Origin of the sequence: Sedimentibacter sp. (assembly GCF_033447055.1) — a bacterium.
Taxonomy (GTDB): Bacteria; Bacillota; Clostridia; order Tissierellales; family Sedimentibacteraceae; genus Sedimentibacter.
In genome coordinates this window covers 1-17,742 of record NZ_JAWQJF010000033.1, presented here as the reverse complement: position 1 = coordinate 17,742, position 17,742 = coordinate 1, and the positions used below count along the sequence as shown (strand labels likewise).

The 17,742-nt window shown below is 35.2% G+C and carries 13 protein-coding genes and 1 pseudogene; 8 read left to right on the top strand and 6 right to left on the bottom strand.

Annotation, left to right across the window (positions count from 1 at the left end; genetic code table 11):
* Nucleotide 1 precedes the first annotated feature (1 nt).
* Genes SA378_RS02040 through SA378_RS02005 form a run of 8 tightly spaced genes read left to right on the top strand, consistent with a single transcriptional unit; the run spans nt 2 to nt 9,773 of the window.
* Entirely contained in the window at nt 2-607 is a 606-nt protein-coding gene (locus tag SA378_RS02040; RefSeq protein ID WP_318524325.1) for a hypothetical protein, read from the top strand.
* Nucleotides 608-649: 42 nt separating this feature from the next.
* Complete coding sequence (locus tag SA378_RS02035; protein WP_318524324.1) at nt 650-1,450, top strand: hypothetical protein; 801 nt, start codon at nt 650-652, stop codon at nt 1,448-1,450.
* Nucleotides 1,451-1,454: 4 nt separating this feature from the next.
* Nucleotides 1,455-2,066 carry a hypothetical protein gene (locus SA378_RS02030; RefSeq protein ID WP_318524323.1) on the top strand — a complete coding sequence of 204 codons (612 nt, stop codon included), beginning with the start codon at nt 1,455-1,457 and terminating at the stop codon, nt 2,064-2,066.
* Nucleotides 2,067-2,068: 2 nt separating this feature from the next.
* Complete coding sequence (gene traM, locus SA378_RS02025; RefSeq protein WP_318524322.1) at nt 2,069-3,007, top strand: conjugative transposon protein TraM; 939 nt, start codon at nt 2,069-2,071, stop codon at nt 3,005-3,007.
* Between the two features lies 1 nt (nt 3,008).
* Nucleotides 3,009-3,869, top strand: coding sequence for a DUF4138 domain-containing protein (locus SA378_RS02020; protein WP_318524321.1), 861 nt, complete (start codon nt 3,009-3,011; stop codon nt 3,867-3,869).
* Nucleotides 3,859-4,365 (top strand): hypothetical protein, encoded by a 507-nt coding sequence (locus tag SA378_RS02015; protein ID WP_318524320.1) that lies wholly within the window; start codon nt 3,859-3,861, stop codon nt 4,363-4,365. Before SA378_RS02020 ends, SA378_RS02015 begins: the two co-directional genes overlap by 11 nt.
* Before the next feature lie 3 nt (nt 4,366-4,368).
* On the top strand, nt 4,369-9,114 hold the full coding sequence (locus SA378_RS02010; protein ID WP_318524319.1) for a T9SS type A sorting domain-containing protein: 4,746 nt from the start codon (nt 4,369-4,371) through the stop codon (nt 9,112-9,114).
* Nucleotides 9,111-9,773, top strand: coding sequence for a hypothetical protein (locus SA378_RS02005; protein ID WP_318524318.1), 663 nt, complete (start codon nt 9,111-9,113; stop codon nt 9,771-9,773). Before SA378_RS02010 ends, SA378_RS02005 begins: the two co-directional genes overlap by 4 nt.
* 705 nt (nt 9,774-10,478) lie before the next feature.
* Here SA378_RS02005 and SA378_RS02000 read toward each other — a convergent pair.
* The 6 genes and pseudogenes from SA378_RS02000 to SA378_RS01975 all read right to left on the bottom strand — a co-directional run bounded on the left by SA378_RS02000 (nt 10,479) and on the right by SA378_RS01975 (nt 17,595).
* Nucleotides 10,479-11,147, bottom strand: a complete 669-nt coding sequence (locus SA378_RS02000; RefSeq protein ID WP_318524317.1) for a class I SAM-dependent methyltransferase — start codon at nt 11,145-11,147, stop codon at nt 10,479-10,481.
* 48 nt (nt 11,148-11,195) lie between these two features.
* Nucleotides 11,196-11,575 (bottom strand): annotated as a pseudogene (locus SA378_RS01995) (hypothetical protein); the annotation flags it as partial.
* A gap of 1,541 nt (nt 11,576-13,116) precedes the next feature.
* Nucleotides 13,117-13,548, bottom strand: a complete 432-nt coding sequence (locus SA378_RS01990) for a holo-ACP synthase (RefSeq protein WP_318524316.1) — start codon at nt 13,546-13,548, stop codon at nt 13,117-13,119.
* A 173-nt stretch (nt 13,549-13,721) separates the two neighbouring features.
* Nucleotides 13,722-16,037: an ABC transporter permease gene (locus SA378_RS01985; protein WP_318524315.1), complete on the bottom strand. Its 2,316-nt coding sequence runs from the start codon at nt 16,035-16,037 to the stop codon at nt 13,722-13,724.
* A 144-nt stretch (nt 16,038-16,181) separates the two neighbouring features.
* Complete coding sequence (locus SA378_RS01980) at nt 16,182-16,466, bottom strand: hypothetical protein (protein WP_318524314.1); 285 nt, start codon at nt 16,464-16,466, stop codon at nt 16,182-16,184.
* Nucleotides 16,450-17,595 (bottom strand): DUF1611 domain-containing protein, encoded by a 1,146-nt coding sequence (locus SA378_RS01975; protein WP_318524313.1) that lies wholly within the window; start codon nt 17,593-17,595, stop codon nt 16,450-16,452. Before SA378_RS01975 ends, SA378_RS01980 begins: the two co-directional genes overlap by 17 nt.
* Nucleotides 17,596-17,742 lie beyond the last annotated feature (147 nt).

The window sequence follows — 17,742 nt, the reverse complement described above, 5'->3', positions numbered from 1 at the left end:
AATGAGATCTTTATTCACATTTTTTCTGCTTCTGTTGACTGTTAATCTTTTTGGACAAGCAGCTGTTGTGGTTGTTAAAAATCCAGCTTGGAAATTAGAAGACGAAGCAAAAGACAAGATAGAAATGTCTGACAGGCTAAGAGAATATGCTAAACTTACCGAGCAAGTAAAAACACAAAAAGAAAGCTTACAGGTCATAAGAGATGCAACGGAAAAGCTTAGGAAGATTAACCGTAAGGTTGCTAATTATCATAACCTTGAACTGGCTATAGTACAGGTAAGTGAAGCATATACAAGGGTACTTGGTTCGCTTAAAAGAATTAGTGACAATAACTGTTTTAAACCCTCTGAATATCATAACATAAGTGAATCTATGATGGGGCTCTTGAGCCAAACAAGCTACTCCATTACTACGCTTACAGTGGTGCTTACCGATAATTTCTCTGAGATGACAGATGGAGAGAGGCTACTAAATATGAACCAGGCAATAAAAGAACTCAGAGAAAATCTTGGAGTCATAAATTCAGCAATAATAGAGATTGAAATACTTGATAATCAGCGCATGCAACTTAGAACATTGAATTATATAAATAGTGTTTTTAAATAATTGATCATGGGACTAGAGTATCTGGATAAGGTTTATAAAGCAATGTTTGCAGGTGATCTTGGTTACCTGGTCATCGTTTCAAAATCTATAGGAGCCTTTATATTAGTTCTCTCACTTTGGAAAAGTTTTTTCAAAAGCTTCTCGAAAACAGGAAAGGTATTTAGCGAGGGTGATGAAGGGTTTTCTCCTTATACCCTTTTTAGAATGCTGGGACTTCTTTTACTTGTTGGTTTCAGTACACAGATCTTGGATGTTTTTGATTCTGCCTGTGCAATGGTTGAGGGAGAGGCCTTAAAAGGATTTAATAATAAACCTGATTTGTTTTCTGTGTCTGCACCAACTGTTACGCCCCCACCGGCTAATGAATCAGCAATAGACGGTGTCTTAAGAAAGATGGGTGAAGTTGTAAATATGATGAATCCAACGAGCTGGACAGGAGGAGCTTACACCCATATAACGCAATTCCTTTTAAAAATACTTGACTTTTTAATCTACCCTGTTTTCCTGGCAGAGCGTTATTTTTTCATGGGGCTGATCAAGATTTTTGTACCCCTGATGATTGCCCTGTCTATTTTTGATAAAACAAAAGATTACATATACAATGTTTTCAAGATGTATGCCAGATACTACCTGGTCATTATCCCTTACGCATTCGTAGTTGTTTTTGCAAACATCCTGTTTGATACCATGACTGTTCTTATAGCGCCTGTTTCTGCTATAGGTCCTGGTAGTATAGCTATTTCAGGGGGACTGATGGTTATTTTAGCTCTAATACTGGTTATAGTAATCAAAATCAAGCTTTTTAAAATGTCAATGCCCTTTTTGAAAGAACTAATCAAGTAGCACGATGGAAAAACCCAAAATTGATATTTATAAAACCCTTATTGTCAACCGGATGGTTGTCTGGGGCCTTACTATTGCCTTTATCGTTTCTTCGGCAATATTTGCTTTTTCAATTAATGACCTTTACTCGCGGCAGCTAAACACGGTGCTTGTTCTCGACTCTGGCGGCGAAGTGATACCCATGAAGTGGATGCAAAGAGATGAAAACATTAAGGTTGAGATAAAGGACCACCTTGAAAAGTTTCACACTTATTATTATCAATATGATGCTTTTAATGTAGAGAAAAGCCTTGAAAAAGCTTTGTGGTTTGGCGATAATTCAATAGAGCAGCTTTACATAAAACGCAAGAATGACGGATGGTATACAAAGGTTTCCAGTTATGGAATAAAACAAACAATTGAAATACTCCCGGAGAATATCGAGATTGAGGGAAATGATGAGCCTTATTCTTTCCGGGTTAAGGCGAGCTTGTCCATTACACAGGATGACCAGACAGTAAGATATTCTTTTGAAACAACCGGGTTAATAATTTTTGTTAGCCGGAACTATCCTCTTAACCCTCATGGACTGCTGATCACAAGGTTTGCTGAAAATAACCGCAATGAAATAAAATAACTATGAATAAGGAGAAGTTAATATTTTTTGGTGCTATTGGCGTGGTTGTTCTTATCATGGTTATCTACGGGGTGAGTGTTTATTCTAAAAAAGACACTTCATCTGGATCTGCAGCTGCTGACTTTACTATTCCAGATCTGGTGGAGAAGGACTTGGCAAAGGAGGAATATAATAACCGGCTAAAAAAGGCCAATGCTTCCCTGCAGCCGGAAGTAAAACAGGATTTATCCAAGACAGCTAATTTTAAAACCTACCAGTCAGAACCCCGGAAAGTTGTTGAAATGAAGTCCAATACCAAAGAGCAGGTAACAATGCCGGTAACACAGAAATCAGAATCCATAAGAGCAAAAGAAGAAATACCGGCAGAAACAAGAAGTGAAGCTCCACAGAAGAAAGAAGAAGACACCGGGGGATTTGGAATAATTGTTTCTGAAAGACCCTCAGGGAAAAATTCCACATCTGGTTCACTAGTTAAAAATGGCGGATTTACTGCTGCAATGCTGGAAGAGGACACAAAAATTAAAAACCAATCTTCGGTTGTTTTTTTCCTGCTGGAGGATCTCGCTATCGATGGAAAGGTTTTTAAGAAAAACGCCATTCTTTATGGGAAAGCTTCAGAATACGGGAATGTTTTTGATATAAATATTTACCAGATAATGAATATCGATGGCGTTGTTTCCTCGGTAAATAGTCTAATTGTTTTCGACGAAAAATATTCCCGGGGCCTTCCTTACGAAGGAAACCTTAATGAATCGGTTAGGGAGGGTGTTGGACAAACCACTAATGAAACCTCTTCTGCAATTTCTTCCGGCATTGCTGCAGGGACAGGCGTAGGCATTGCCGCCAATGCTGTGGACAATACAATCAGAGCCATGACAAGAAAAAAGGAACCAATTATAAGCTTATATAAAGGCTACAGAGTTTTTATTAAAAAAGAGTAACATGAGAAATATTCTCTTAACAGTTTTTCTTGCCTTTTTGGCAGGTCCAGTTACTGCCCAAAATATGGGTGTAATTGAGGTAAATAAGGACTTTACCGCAACCCTAAATTTTACTGATAGTATTGTTTTTATTGTTGTTGGCAACAATCCATCTGTGGGGGAGAATAGGAATAAGTATTATGATATTTTTCAAAATGGCAAGAATTGCGTGATCCGTGGCAATGATCCTCTTTCCCCCGAAACGTCAATAACCGTTAAGCTTGATAATGAAAAGATCTGGTATGGCCGGTTGAAATATGGCGACAGCACGAAGATTTTTTATGACTTCACAAGCGAAGAAGTTAGAAAGATTGACCAGAAGAAAATGAAAGAGGTTGTCAGCGTTGAAAGCAACAATTCAAAGATGAGAGAACGGCTTAACAGCGTGCTTTCTGATAAAGTAGAGTATAGCTCAATCGGAAAGGTAGAAAATGGAATGACTTTTCAAATCGCAAACATAAAAAATGACGACAATTTCACATACTTCAAACTTATTGTAATCAACAATACTGGAAGCGATTATAACATTGATGGTATACACTTCAAGGTTGTGGAGGGAAAACGAAAAGGGATGAAGAAGAACGAAGCCAAGATCGAACAGCGTATTAAAATCGAGTTTGAGTCTCCCATTAAGGTCGTCTCTGCATATCAAAAACAAGAGCTGGGATATGTAACAGAGCGTTTTACCGGTGGTAAGGATGCCTCACTTATAATTCAGATCCGGGAGCTGAAGGGGACCAGGAACCCGATCATCAATATTTCTGGCGATAAAATGCTGAACGTCAAAGTTTTTGAGCAAAAACTGTTATCCGATGAAAATTAAACTAATCTTAGCCCTTTTGCTGATTTCAGCTTCCGTCAGTGCTCAGCTGATCCACGTGGAGGGGAGTAAGGCCATCGGCCTTAATGCGGGCTATGTAAAAAACGGCTTCAATATTTCTTCAAGGATTACCCTTTACCAGAATAACAATATCGCCCTACGAGGAAGCTTAGATTTTGAACAGGTTAAATTTGATATTAGTAAAGCTTCTATTGTTTCTGCAAACCCAGAGTTCATGTATACTCTCTTTACCCTGGGCGATGGCCTTTTTTTCAGTGCAAAAGGAGGGTTCCTTACAGGTGTTGAATTTATTAGTAATTCAGTGCTGGTCCAGAAGGAAAGCCAGTTCTACGTTGGTGAAAATATTGGGCTTTGTGCTGAATATTTCATCACAAACAAGATTATGCTTAACCTGGATCTTGATCAGCGTTTCTTCCAGCTCAGTAAGGTTGGTAAGGCTAGCTACATTATAAAACTTGGCCTAAACTTAAATTTTTAATGTATGAAGACTAAGAGTATTCTAATTCTATCTATTATAACCGCAATTATTTTTTTAAGTGGTAATAAAGGACTGGGCCAATGTGTAGAGCAGTCAGTTACCATCAATAATTCTAATTTATTAAATGTTTGTACTGGTTATGGCTCAAGCTGCCAGGTAACTATTTTCCTTGAACAGAATGGATCAGATTACATTTTTAACCCGGTAACCTTAAGAAAACCTGATGGCGGCGGTGACGGAATATCGTTTGCAAGCGCCACTTATGTGTCTGAATCAATGTATACATATACTATACCGGCTGGTTATTTGAATCAGGTTGGAAATTGGTCACTTGATTATTCAACAAAACAATCTTGTACAAATCCTATAAATAAAACAGTACCGATAACAGTTGTTGGGTTTACAGGAAATACCATAGGGAGCGATGAAGTTATATGTAACGGTTCAGGAATCCCTTCTCTTATTAATAATATTTCATTAAGCTCTAACTCAGGTTATTCTATCGTTTGGCAATATTCAGATAACGGGAGCTCTTGGAATACGATTTCCGGGGCAACATCATCAACTTACCAGCACACAATTATAAACAAAACAACAAGGTTTAAAAGGATTGCTACTACTACTACTTTAAGTTGTCCAAGTACAAGCAATATAGTTACTAAAAGTGTTTATAACGCATTCGTACCAGGGGCAATATCGGGTAACCAAAACAATTGCTATAATATTACCCCTTTACAGTTAACACAGATCGCTGCTCCCACTGGAGGAACATTATCATATAATTATCAATGGTACTTATCAACAGATGGTTCAAGCTTTTCTGCAGTTTCCGGGGCAACATCTGTTAATTATCAACCCGCTTTTCAGCAAGGTATAAGATACTTTAAAAGACGTGATTATGATCCAGGTTGCGGGGATTCATATACAAATACCGTGACGGTACTGGGTTATTCATCTTTAAGCGTTGGCACCATCACGGCTGACCAGTCAATCTGCTATAATACCACGCCTGGCCTGTTAAGTGTTGGTACTTCAGCAACCGGAGGCACCGGTACTTTTACCTACCAGTGGCAGATTTCATCTGATGGATCTTCTTTTGGTGATGTTGCAAGTGCAACCGGTACAATTTATCAGCCACCTGCCTTGTTATCAAGTAAGTGGTACAGGCTGAAAGTTATAAATAGCTGTGAAACCGGCTATACTAATTCAGTTAAGGTGACTGTGTATAATACGCTTAGTCCTGGTACCATCACGACTGACCAAACAATTTGTTATAATAATACCCCGGTAGCAATCAGCCTGACAACTTCTCCAACCGGAGGGTCTGGTACTTATTCTTATGTTTGGGAAGGTTCATCAGATGGTAGTATTTTCAGTCCTATTTCCGGTGCAACTGGTACCAGTTATCAGCCTGGGGCATTATCCTCAAATACATGGTATAGGCTAAAAGTTATTAATAGCTGTGAAACCTCATATACAAATATTATTAAGATTTCTGTTTACAATCCATTTAGTCCAGGATCTATCACCGCAGATCAGACAATATGTAATAATACTACTCCTTCAGCTATTAATTTATCAACGGTATCATCCGGTGGAACGGGTGCTTATTCTTATGCCTGGGAAAGTTCATCGGATGGAAGCGTTTTTAATCCTATTTCCGGTGCAACCGGCACTAGTTATCAGCCGGGTGTTTTATCTTCAAACTCGTGGTACAGGTTAAAAGTAACTAATAGCTGTTTAGCGAGTTATACAAATACTTTAAAAATAACTGTTCGTGCAGTATTTGAGCCCGGCACGATTGGTTCCACGCAAACAATATGTTACGGAGTAACTCCGACATTATTAAATTCAGTTGTATCAGCAGGCGGAGGCACAGGTACGTATAGTTATTCCTGGGAATCTTCACCTAACGGAATTGCCTGGTCCCCAATTTCTGGGGCGACAAACGAATCGTACCAACCATCGGGCCTGACTTCAACAACGTATTACAGAAGAAATGTTATTAATCCATGTGGCTCAGGTTATACTAATACATTTTTTATAATCGTCAGGCCAGATCTTATTCATGGAACCATTACCAATAGCCAAACAATATGTTATAATACCACTCCTTCGCTTCTTGTAACAGGTTCTTTACCTACAGGTGGAACAGGATCGTATACTTATCAATGGCAGAATTCCGTGAATAATTCAATATGGAACAATATAACGGGTGCAACATCTGAAACCTACCAGCCCGGGCCAATGACTTCTTCGCTCTACTACAGAAGATCTGAAACAAGCGGGAGTTGTGGAACGGTTCAAACTAATTCCCTGCAAATTTTTGTAAATGGTCCGCTTGTAGCCGGAACGGTAAAATCAGACCAGGCTATTTGTTATGGGATCGCTCCGGGAATATTCCTTACAAATACTTACCCATCAGGAGGAACGGGTTCATATAACTATCAATGGCAAAAACTTATTGGTTCAACATGGACTGATATTACCGGAGCAAATAATGAAACATATACATCTGTGCCCTTAACTGTGACTTCATACTTCAGAAGAGCTGAAACAAGTGGGAGTTGCGGAACCGTTTACAGTAATCAAATTACTGTTACCGTTCGTAGCCAGTTCTTACCCGGTGTAATTGGTTCATCCCAAACCGTGAATTATGGAGCCGTACCAGCTGAACTGGTTTCCACTCAATCACCTTCCGGAGGCTCAGGTACATTTACCTATCAATGGCAAAATTCCCTGGATAATTCAACATGGTCAAACATAACTGGCGCAACGTATGAAAGTTTTCAGCCACCGGCTCTTACTGTTACAAAATATTTTAAACGATTGACTACTGATGGATCTTGTGGTGTGATAGAAACGAATGTTTTAACAATAAATGTTAATACTTCTCTTGTTCCTGGTGTAATTAAAGATAACCAAACTATTTGTTATAATGTAGCTCCTTCGCTGCTTGTCACGGATATAGCACCAACAGGTGGAAATGGAACTTACTCATACCAGTGGCAAAAAACCGAGGATGGTATAAACTGGAATAGCATAACAGCGGCCAATAGCGATAGTTATCAGCCAACGGCTTTGATTAATAAAACATATTTTAGAAAAAAGGTTAATTCCGCTACTTTTGAAGATTATTCAAATATTGTTACTATCACGGTTAACCCCGCTTTTGCGGCCGGGGCAATTGGCAGTGATCAGGCAGTTTGTAAAACTTATGCTTCATCTCCAATTACAACTACAGTTTTACCTGTCGGCCAATCTATACAAAACCTCTGGCAAGTATCTGATAATAACGCAAGCTGGACTGACATAACAGAAGCAACAAATGACTATTACGATGCAGGAGTTCTTACAGCTTCAAAGTATTTCAGGAAGAAGGTAACCGGTTCCTGTGGCACTGGTTACACGAACAGTGTTAAAATCACTGTTAATGATGAATTACAAGGAGGAATAATAGGGAGTGATCAGGCAATAGCTTATAATACTTCGCCTTCTCTTTTAACCGGTACGCTCCCAACCGGTGGAAGCGGTACTTTCTCTTACCAGTGGTACTACTCTGTAAATAATATTGATTGGCTGGTAGTAATAACCTCAGGGGACGGGAGAGATTATCAGCCGGGATCCCTTTCACAAAAAACATACTTTAAACGTAAGGTAACCGGAGGGTCTTGCGGGGAGAAATACAGTAACACTGTAACTGTTACTGTATTTGACACTCTTTTGCCGGGTGTAGTTGGTGATGCTCAAAGCATATGTTATAATACTGTCCCCGCCCTTCTTTCCGGGACAAGCCCGGCCGGTGGAACCGGCCAGTACTCTTATCAATGGCAATATTCCCTGCAAGGAGTTACCTGGAGCGATATCCCCTCAGAGGCAGGCATATCTTACAGGCCTGATGCTTTAAAAGTTAACACTTATTACAGAAGAGCTGTCACAAGTGGGAACAGTACTGTTTATTCAAACTTCGTGATGATAAAGGTTTATGATCAGGTCAGTTTGCCTGAGACAGACTTAAAAGCAAGCTACTGTAAGGGTTCAGTAGTTAACATTAATGTTGTTAACCCTGCTTACCTGAGTTACAAATGGTTTGATTCCGGGCACGCTTATTTAATGGATGGAACAAAATTCACTTTAAACAGCATTACCACGGGTAATACTGTTTACGTTAAGAGTTTGGATCTTAACGGGTGTTTAAGCGATTACCAGGAGCAGAAAATTATCATTGATAACGTGCAGGCAAGCTTTACCCCGGATATAACTACTGTTACCCTTGGTGATGCAATCAAGTTTACCAATACAAGTGTTAACGCCAATAGTTATTCCTGGAACTTCTTTGAGGGCGATATCATAACTGAACACAGCCCGGTGCACTATTACAACACCCTGGGTGTTAATTCCAAAAAATTTAGTGTTCTGTTGATTGTAAATAGTCCGGATGGCTGTGTTGATTCTGTATTGCAAGATGCGATAATTACCGTGGTTAATAATGTTACCGGCATCGAGACAAATAAGGAAGTTACGTTTTCTTACTATCCTAACCCTGTGAAAGAAAAACTTTACCTCAGTAGCAACAGAATGATTGAAACAGTTAAGATTTTCAACTCTGGAGGTAAAATGATTGAGTCCCTTATCTTTGATAATGATTTTGTTTTTGTTGATTTCAGCTCTTTCAAATCTGGTATTTATATCTTGGAAATTAACGGTTTAAAGGATTCTAAGAAAAGTATTAAAATCATAAAACAATGAAACCTGTAAAATTTTGCCTTTTGATTTTTGCTCTGGTCGCTGAGCTCTTTTTTCCCTCTTGCGATAACCGTGAAGATTACTTTATTGATGTTAATAAAGCCCCAACTCTCTCGCTAATTAAAAACGGGGTTGTGCTTGAGGGCAACACTCACTCGGATTCACTCAAGATTGGAGTACCCTTATCCTTACAATATTTTATTCAGGATGAAGAAAAGATAATATTACAAGTCTCGCAGGAACAAGAAAAAAGCACCTTTGAGGTAGGTAATGAATTAATTAGCTTCACCGGTGTTAGTGAAGGTCAAGCTTTGGTTACCCTGATGGCAAAAGATTCTTTTAATGAAAAAGCCAGGTTTTCTATAACTTTTATAGTTTTTCGAAATATTGCACCAATAGCCTTGTTTAGCGTTAAAAAGATAGGTGTTTCAAGCCCTTACGAATACGAGGTAGATGCTTCAGGATCGTATGATAAGGATGCAAGATTTAACGGGAAAATTACAGAGTATGAATATACGCTTGCTAATTATAGGTTTAGCTCTCCACTGAGTAAGGTACGCTACGTTTTTGGAAGTGCCGGGCAGAAGCAGATCCGGGTCCGGGTTAAGGACAATAACGGAGATTGGTCCAGCCAAGTATCTCAGTACGTGGTTTTAGATTGAGTTTTGAGTTTGAGTTTTAACAATATTGCAAAGTAAGAAGCAGCCTTTTGAGCCGCTTCTTTTGTCTCGCTGCGTTTTTCACCGAGCACCCTTTTTGGCTCTGGCGAGTTGCATTCCTGCAGAGCTCGTTTCCTTCCTCAAGGGTTAATCAAATGTAGCTATATTTCAGGACGTTTGCAAATTATTTATTGTATTTTATGAATATTCTGGAGCAAAGTGTACAACTTTTTACGGGATCTAATAAATAAAAAGACTTTTTTGCACACCCTGCAGAAGCAAGTATTAAAAGGTACCGAGTATGCCAACGCAGCCATGAAAACCATACAACTTAAAATTATTAAAACAGCAGCCTGAGTTAAAGAACTGAAAACCAAGATAAAGATAGAGTTACCACAGTTTTGCACGACAAAAGATGAACAGACCAAAGGGTTCGAGCGATTGATTGCGCTTCGAATGTAAGAATGTTAAATCACAGCATCTTAAATATATAGTCTGATAATCAATAACATAAGTAAGAAAGGTATGCCCTGGTGGCAGATTTTGAGCTAAAAACAAAAGTTGTCGCTGAGAAAAGCAGCATAGAATCTGAATAAAAATCGAAAAATCTTATCCATCAAACTAAATCACGGATCCCCTCAAAATAATGACGAGCGGAAAAGTCAATTTATATGTTTAATTTTAAGTTTATGAATTAATCAGATTAAATTAATTTTCAATAATAGTTGTTAACATTATTGCTGGGATGATATTCCTTTTGGAATCCAGATCATCAGAACGATAACTTAACAACTTTCTACATTTAATTGAAAATGGAGGTTCTTCTAAGAAAACTCCTGAAGATAATAAATTTTGGAGTCTAATAAAACCGTTTGGTTCTTTATCTCCATTTTTGCATTCAGGATACAATGGAATATGCTCAGTAATTATAACATATTTGAAATTCTTTAACTTACTAATAATTTTTAGAATTTGGGCATTGCTAAGATGCTGCAATACTTGACGAATAATACACAAATCTGCTTTAGGAAGTTCTTTACAAGAAATAGCATCCAAATGAATGAAATTTAGATGTTTGCTACTATATTTACTTGATAAATACTCAACTACATTGTTAACAATATCAGAACCAATATAATTTCCTTTAAAATTCTTTAAAACTTTACTCATTATTGTAAAATCACCACACCCAATCTCAAAAATATCTTTAATCTGATTTTCTTCTATAAATTCCTTTAATACAGTTATATAATTTTCCACCTTATTGTCCATAGTACCAGGTCCAGAACAATATTTATCTCCATATATATTTTTACCCCATAATTGTCGCTCATATATATTAGTAAAAATCTCCTCAATTTTTTTTTGAATGTTCATAAGTATATAGGTTAATGATAAGTACTATGGGACTAGAATATCCTTAGCAATGACTGCACAATACATCTGGATTTTCACAGCATTAAGAGTCGTCCCCCAAAAGGATTTAATCTTAAGATGCTGCTTCATCCATTTGAAAAAGAGCCCTACCGCCCATCGTTTTTTGATTTATAGATCTCCAACTTTCCTATATGATCACTTTGGACCCTAGTTGTTTTATCAACTGCTCTGGAATACATTCTTTTAAATCGCAGGTTTTCCTTTGCTCTTGTTACGAAGAATGACCCGTTAGTAAGGATTTTATACAGCCTCAGAAAGTCAGGATATCCTTTAGCCGCGACATAAAAACTACCTTCTTCGTATGGAATGATATCCATGATGTTGACATCGTGAACGCTGGCATTGGTAATATACAGAAAGCTTGGAATAGAAGTTTTAACATCATATAATGTATGGAGCTTTATTCCTCCTTTATACTTTCTGAACTTAGCCCACCAGAAGATGCTTAAACACAGGTCGATCGTTGTGTAGGGTCCAATGCATAAACATTACCATCAACTTCGAGTTCAAAATCGTCACGCTATAAAAAACGCTACAATTGCGATTACTTCATAATTTCAAAGAACATGTTTTAAAATCTAATGCTTACTAATGAATTAAAATATTGATTAATTAGGGATTTCTTCTATATCCCAAGTGGCCATGCCTCTGGAATACATTGTTATAATGGCAGGTTCTATCTTGACGGAAATGTGTTGATGCTTCGGAATAATTAATCGGATCAAGGATCGAATTGCAATCTCGGGAACACCCAGACGAACTTCTCAAAGGTTGGTCTTATGTGTCTTTATACTAAAGCCTTTTTAGCTGTTACCTCTGTTCTTTCCGGAAGGATCGTGTTTGGGATATCCCAGTTATTCGGTAGTATCCGCTTTCAGAAGAGACCCAACGCTTGTCTGTAGAGCCTTTGGATTGACTCTTCACATTCATTCTGAGATTTAATTTTTTAATACTACCTCAGTAATTTTAAATAACTCATTGTCTTTCATGTTGCTGCTAATTAAATTTTAAATAGACTATTCTGCCCAGCCAGACTTTATACTCGATTTCCGACTCCAGACCGGTTGTGTATCCATTGTAGCGACCAATTCATCTACACAAAATTCTTAATACTCCCTTGTAATAATCCCTATCAAAATTCTAGATTTATTTTCCTCTTTTCCGAATTACTTCCAAGGTACCGTTATAGTTCAACCGAACTGTATCTCCCTTCATTGATTCACCATAATATTTATGATTGAGGAATATTTGATTTTTGTAAAACTGAATCAAAATCGTATCATTATTTAAATTAATAACATGATCGGAAGTATCCTTAACATTAGAAATAAAAAAACTACTTGTAATCGGTGTTTGTATAACAAGTCCTCGTTCCATGCACGTGGTGAATTTTTCCTTATTGGCTAATTGACTATAAGTAATAAGATAAAATAGGCACCAAGTAAATGTGGTTAACACTGTTATTTTTAGGACCAATTTGAGTTGTGGATTTTTTATTAATACCTGAACCTGCAATATGAATTTATTTTTACTGAACACTATTTATTCAATTTAGTTACATAATTACTATAAAATAATTTTTTAAGCAATAAGAAATTTCACATTACTTAAAGATTAATTGACAAGGTAACTTTAATATAGCAAAAAATATTTATATTCATTTATTGAGCAGATTAACCAACTTTAATAGATAATAGGTTTGAATGGGGGTTATCTCTATCCCAGAACCTGTTTATCAAAATATCTGAAAGAAAAGAAGAATAATATTAGGAATCTTGTGAAACACCTCTGTAAATGATCTGTTCAGCCTCAAGCAAGTTTTGATGTTGATACAAGTTAGGATAGTTATTATATACTCATGTAAAGATTGTTTGAATATTCTCAATACCGCCAGTCATTAAGCATGTTATTATCCTTCAATAATTACAAAAGCAATAGCCATTGTATCAGTATGTGTTAGTGAAAGCATATGGTTTTTAGCTCCAATTTTCTTACTTATTTCAAAAGCTGTACCATTCAAAACGATTTTCGGTTGCCCTTTTTTATTAATTAGTTTTTCCCCCATAAACATTATCTCCTCTTTTTTTGATTCTCCATTACATATATTTAAAATCTCAATTTGTTTCCAACTAATTCCTTTGTCCCATCCTGTACCGATCGCTTTCATATATGCTTCTTTGGCTGCAAAACGAGCAGCATAATGCTGATATTTGAATAGTTCGTTTTCACAATAGTGAATTTCCTTTTCAGTAAATACTTTGTCCCTAAATCTTTGATTTTTCAGGAAGACCTCTTTGAAAATTTGAATTTCAACGATATCTGTTCCAACTCCTAAAACCATATTTCTATCCAATTACAGTTGCCTTATAAAAAAATTGATTGAGAATTCTAGTTAGCTACACTGAATTTTCGTCGTGATTATTTTGTTATAGGTTTAGTAAAATTAATTTTTCTTTTACCTAAACCCTAGTCTGGGATTTCGTAATATATAGAATTCAAACAAAAAAATAATACTTATTCATATCTAAGGCTTTCAATAGGATTTTTTGAAGATGTTTTCCAGCTTTGCAGACTTATTGTCAATAAAGTAATTCCAAGAACTATAATTCCAGTTGAAACAAATACCCACCAAGGTAAATTAATTCTATATGCAAAATTTTGTAACCATTTCTTTAGTATTATTATTGAAATAGGACATGCTATAACAAAGGCAACAATTATCCAATGAATGAAATTTAGATTTAGCTTAACAATTATCTCTAATATATTCGCTCCGAAAATTTTACGAATACCTATCTCCTTTTCTTTTTGTTGGACATAATATAGAGCCATCCCGAAAATGCCCATAGTTGAAAAAATAATTGAAAGAAGTGTAAATGAAGATATTATTTGAGATAGTCTTTTTTCTTTAAGATACCACTTAGCCATAGATTCACTAACGAATCCTGATTCCATTGGTTTACCTGAGGTAAATGAAGCTTGACGTTCTCGGATTTTATCGATAGTCTCTAAAGGATTTTTATTATCAATCTTTACAAGAATACTCCAGGGTGTATCTTTTTCGTTAAGTTGTTTTATAATAATAGGTCCAATTTTCTGATAAAGTGGTCTGAAGTTGAAATCAGATACTATTCCAAGTACAGGGACATCATAATCAAAAATTCTGAAGAATGGTGGATTCATATTTAAATTGAGCATATTTATTGCAGTCGTATTAAGCCATATCCCCTGTTTGGAGAATGCTGCACTTGTTTCTGTTACGTCTATCCCGTTCAGACTAAAATATACACTATCGACCTTAAACTCCTGAAAACTTATTGGTTTGCCATCAATGGTAAATGACATATTATTACCTCCATCAATAGGTGTTCCACGACAATATGAAACATCAATTACTCCCGGAATAGATTTTAACATATCACGAAAAACTGCTTTTTGATTTGCAGTAATTGTGTTTTCCATCCAAAACAGATCTGACTTATTAAATCCTGGGTAATAATTCACTAAGAAAGAAGATTGGAGGCAAACTACCCATGTACAGAATATTAATATATAGGTTACTGTATACTGAAATGTTATCAATATCTTTGAGTATGTACTTTTAGTTTTTCGAGTAATGGTCCCTTTTATTACATCAATTAGATTTAGTTTACTGATTACTAAAGCAGGGAATAATCCAGAAATAATACCAACTATTGAAATTACACAGATTATGATTAAAATAAGTGAAAAATCAAATTGCTTTATTAGATTAAGATTAATACCATATTGACTATTGAAGAATGGTTCTGCCCAGAAAGCTAAACATATGCCAATTAAAGCAGCACCAAAACTTAATAAAATTGACTCAATAATATGTTGGAATAATAAAGTTTTTTTTGAGCTTCCCAAGAGCCTTTTAATCACAACCTCCCTTATCCTGAAACCTATTTGAGCTACTGTTAGGTTAACATAATTAATTATAGAGATAATCAATATTAAAAGAGATATGGCTGAGTAAATAATCATAGCTGTTAAACTATTTTGTTTAATAGCAGGGCTATATTCTTTACTAAAATATACATCCTTTAATGCTTCAAACTGAATTGATTTTGAAAATCCTGATGAGAATATCCAATAATTTTTCTTAAATTGTTCTAAGATTTCTGATTCTTTTGCTGGCAGATCCGTACCACTTTTAGCCAGAAAATAGAGACCGAAAGAACTATTTTCATTAGTAGTTAATAGTTCTTTCCAACCCCATAAGTCTGCTAAAATAATAAAATTTATTATTGCATCACATTGTTCAAAATGAGTGTTTTGGGGTATATCTTTAAAGATCCCGGAAATGATAAAATTTATACTATCAATGGTGAAAGTTTTTCCAATAGGATTATCGTTTCCAAAGATCTTTCTACTATAAGAATAAGACAGTACCGCAGAATTTTTTGTTCTAAGAACTTGTAAAGGATCACCAATTATGAGATCAAAAGAAAAAATAGAAAAAAATGAAGAATCCACTAACATAGTTTTAATTTTTTCTTGTTTTCTATCTTGAAATACTGCATTCCAGCTATTTTGATATGTTCTTGTATAGGATTCAATTTGTGGAAATTGACCCTTTAAAAGTTCCCCAATTGGAGGACCAAAAAATGCACCATTATCACGAGTTAATCTATATATTCTATTTTTATTTACATGAAAATCATCAATAGATAATTCTTGTCTAACATATAAACTTAATAGCATAACAAACATTAATGACACCGCGAATCCAGATACAGTTATAAATGAATAAAGTGGATTTCTTTTTAAAAAGGTATAAAATATTTTAAATGAAAAAAGGCTCATATGATTTAGTATCTCGGTTTTTTATAATTCGAATTCCAATTAATAATGACCAATAATCCTATCTAAAAATAGGAAAGATTATCGATTTGACCAACACTTCATTAGAATATCAAAAAAACAAGAATTTAATTCATTCTTATTTTTTTAAGATTTCGAATCTTGATTCTTTTTAATATATTTCTGAATAACGTCAACACAGTATTCAATCTTAGAAAATAATCTCATATCGATATCATCATCTTCTATTTCAATTTGAAATTCATCTTCAATCAGTGTTAAAAAAACTATTGCTTGAGTAGAATCTGTACTTAGTAAGTAAATAAGATCATCCTGATTTGAAATTTTGTCCTTAAGATCATTTTTTTCAAATAAACTTAGTAATATATTTATTAATTCATCACGAATTTCTTTTTTATCTTGAACAGGCATCTTCTATTGCTTTAATTAATAACTTTTTATCGTTGTTTAGAATATTATATACTGGTTTGTTAAGCTTTTCTTGAAAGTAAGAAAGTCTTTTTTGGTAATCAATTTCATTTAGCATTTTAGAACTGTTTAGATATATTTCATCATACATTTCTTCTTGAGTTCTCATAATTGGTGATAAAACATAAAATAAAACTTTGCATTTTGTATATGCATAAGCAACATTTATTGTATTATTTATCATCTCAATAGAGTCTTCTGGGTTTATAGTGCAGATAATGATATCTGGTAATATACCATGCAGAAATCCTAAATTATCTACACTTGGAAAATATGGCATCGCATTCAAAGCTAATCTAGGGATTAACCCACCTTGGTGGCCAGTAATAATTATATCTGGTTTATTAAAATAGGAAATAGCATTGCATAAGGTTCTTAAAAACTGTAAGAACTGTCTAGGTGAGATTTCAACGGTACTCATATGCCCATAAGGAAAACAATGATCGGCACCAAATAATTCTCCTTGAGGTTCTGTTGAAATATGAGAAACAACATATCCTTCTTCTTCCAAAATTTCCTTAATTTTTAGTTGAGTGGTAAATTTACCTTGCTTATTTGAAGTACCAATAGTCATTAAAATTGGACATTTTGCAACTGGTAAGTGTTTATAATTTAATAGAAATTCATAGTCTCGACTTGTAACTCTCGGCAGATATACTTTAGACTTATATTTTGAATTTGATATAATATTAGTTAGGTAGTTATAAATTCTTATATCAAATACAAAGAAGTTTTTATTATGCTCTAACGCTTTATTGACTAAATTATATCCAAAGTTAACATTACCCTCCCACATATTATCATAAAAATAACCAAGAACTAGTGTGTCATAGTCATTTTCACTTACATTATTATTAAGACTTAAATCATGTTTCCTCACTTCTATATTGTGAATTGTCCTTGGGAAATCATAGTAGTTTATTATAGGATACTTACACAAGTGTTTAAAATCAATAAACTGTTTCATTTCTTTTTCAGAACTAGGAAAAACACTTATCTGCTTAATCCAGGTTATTCTTTTTTGAAAACTAAGGAAGATTCTCGCCGCATTATCATAGCCATTTGTAATCATTAATGGGGCTTCAAGGTTAATCCCTCTTCCTAAAAAATTCAGAGGTTTTATTGTCTTAACCCCCCAAATAGCTGGACATAATTTGAAAAACAAATTAGGTCTGATTAAATTTGGGAACTATGACAACAACAAGAAGGAAATTTACAC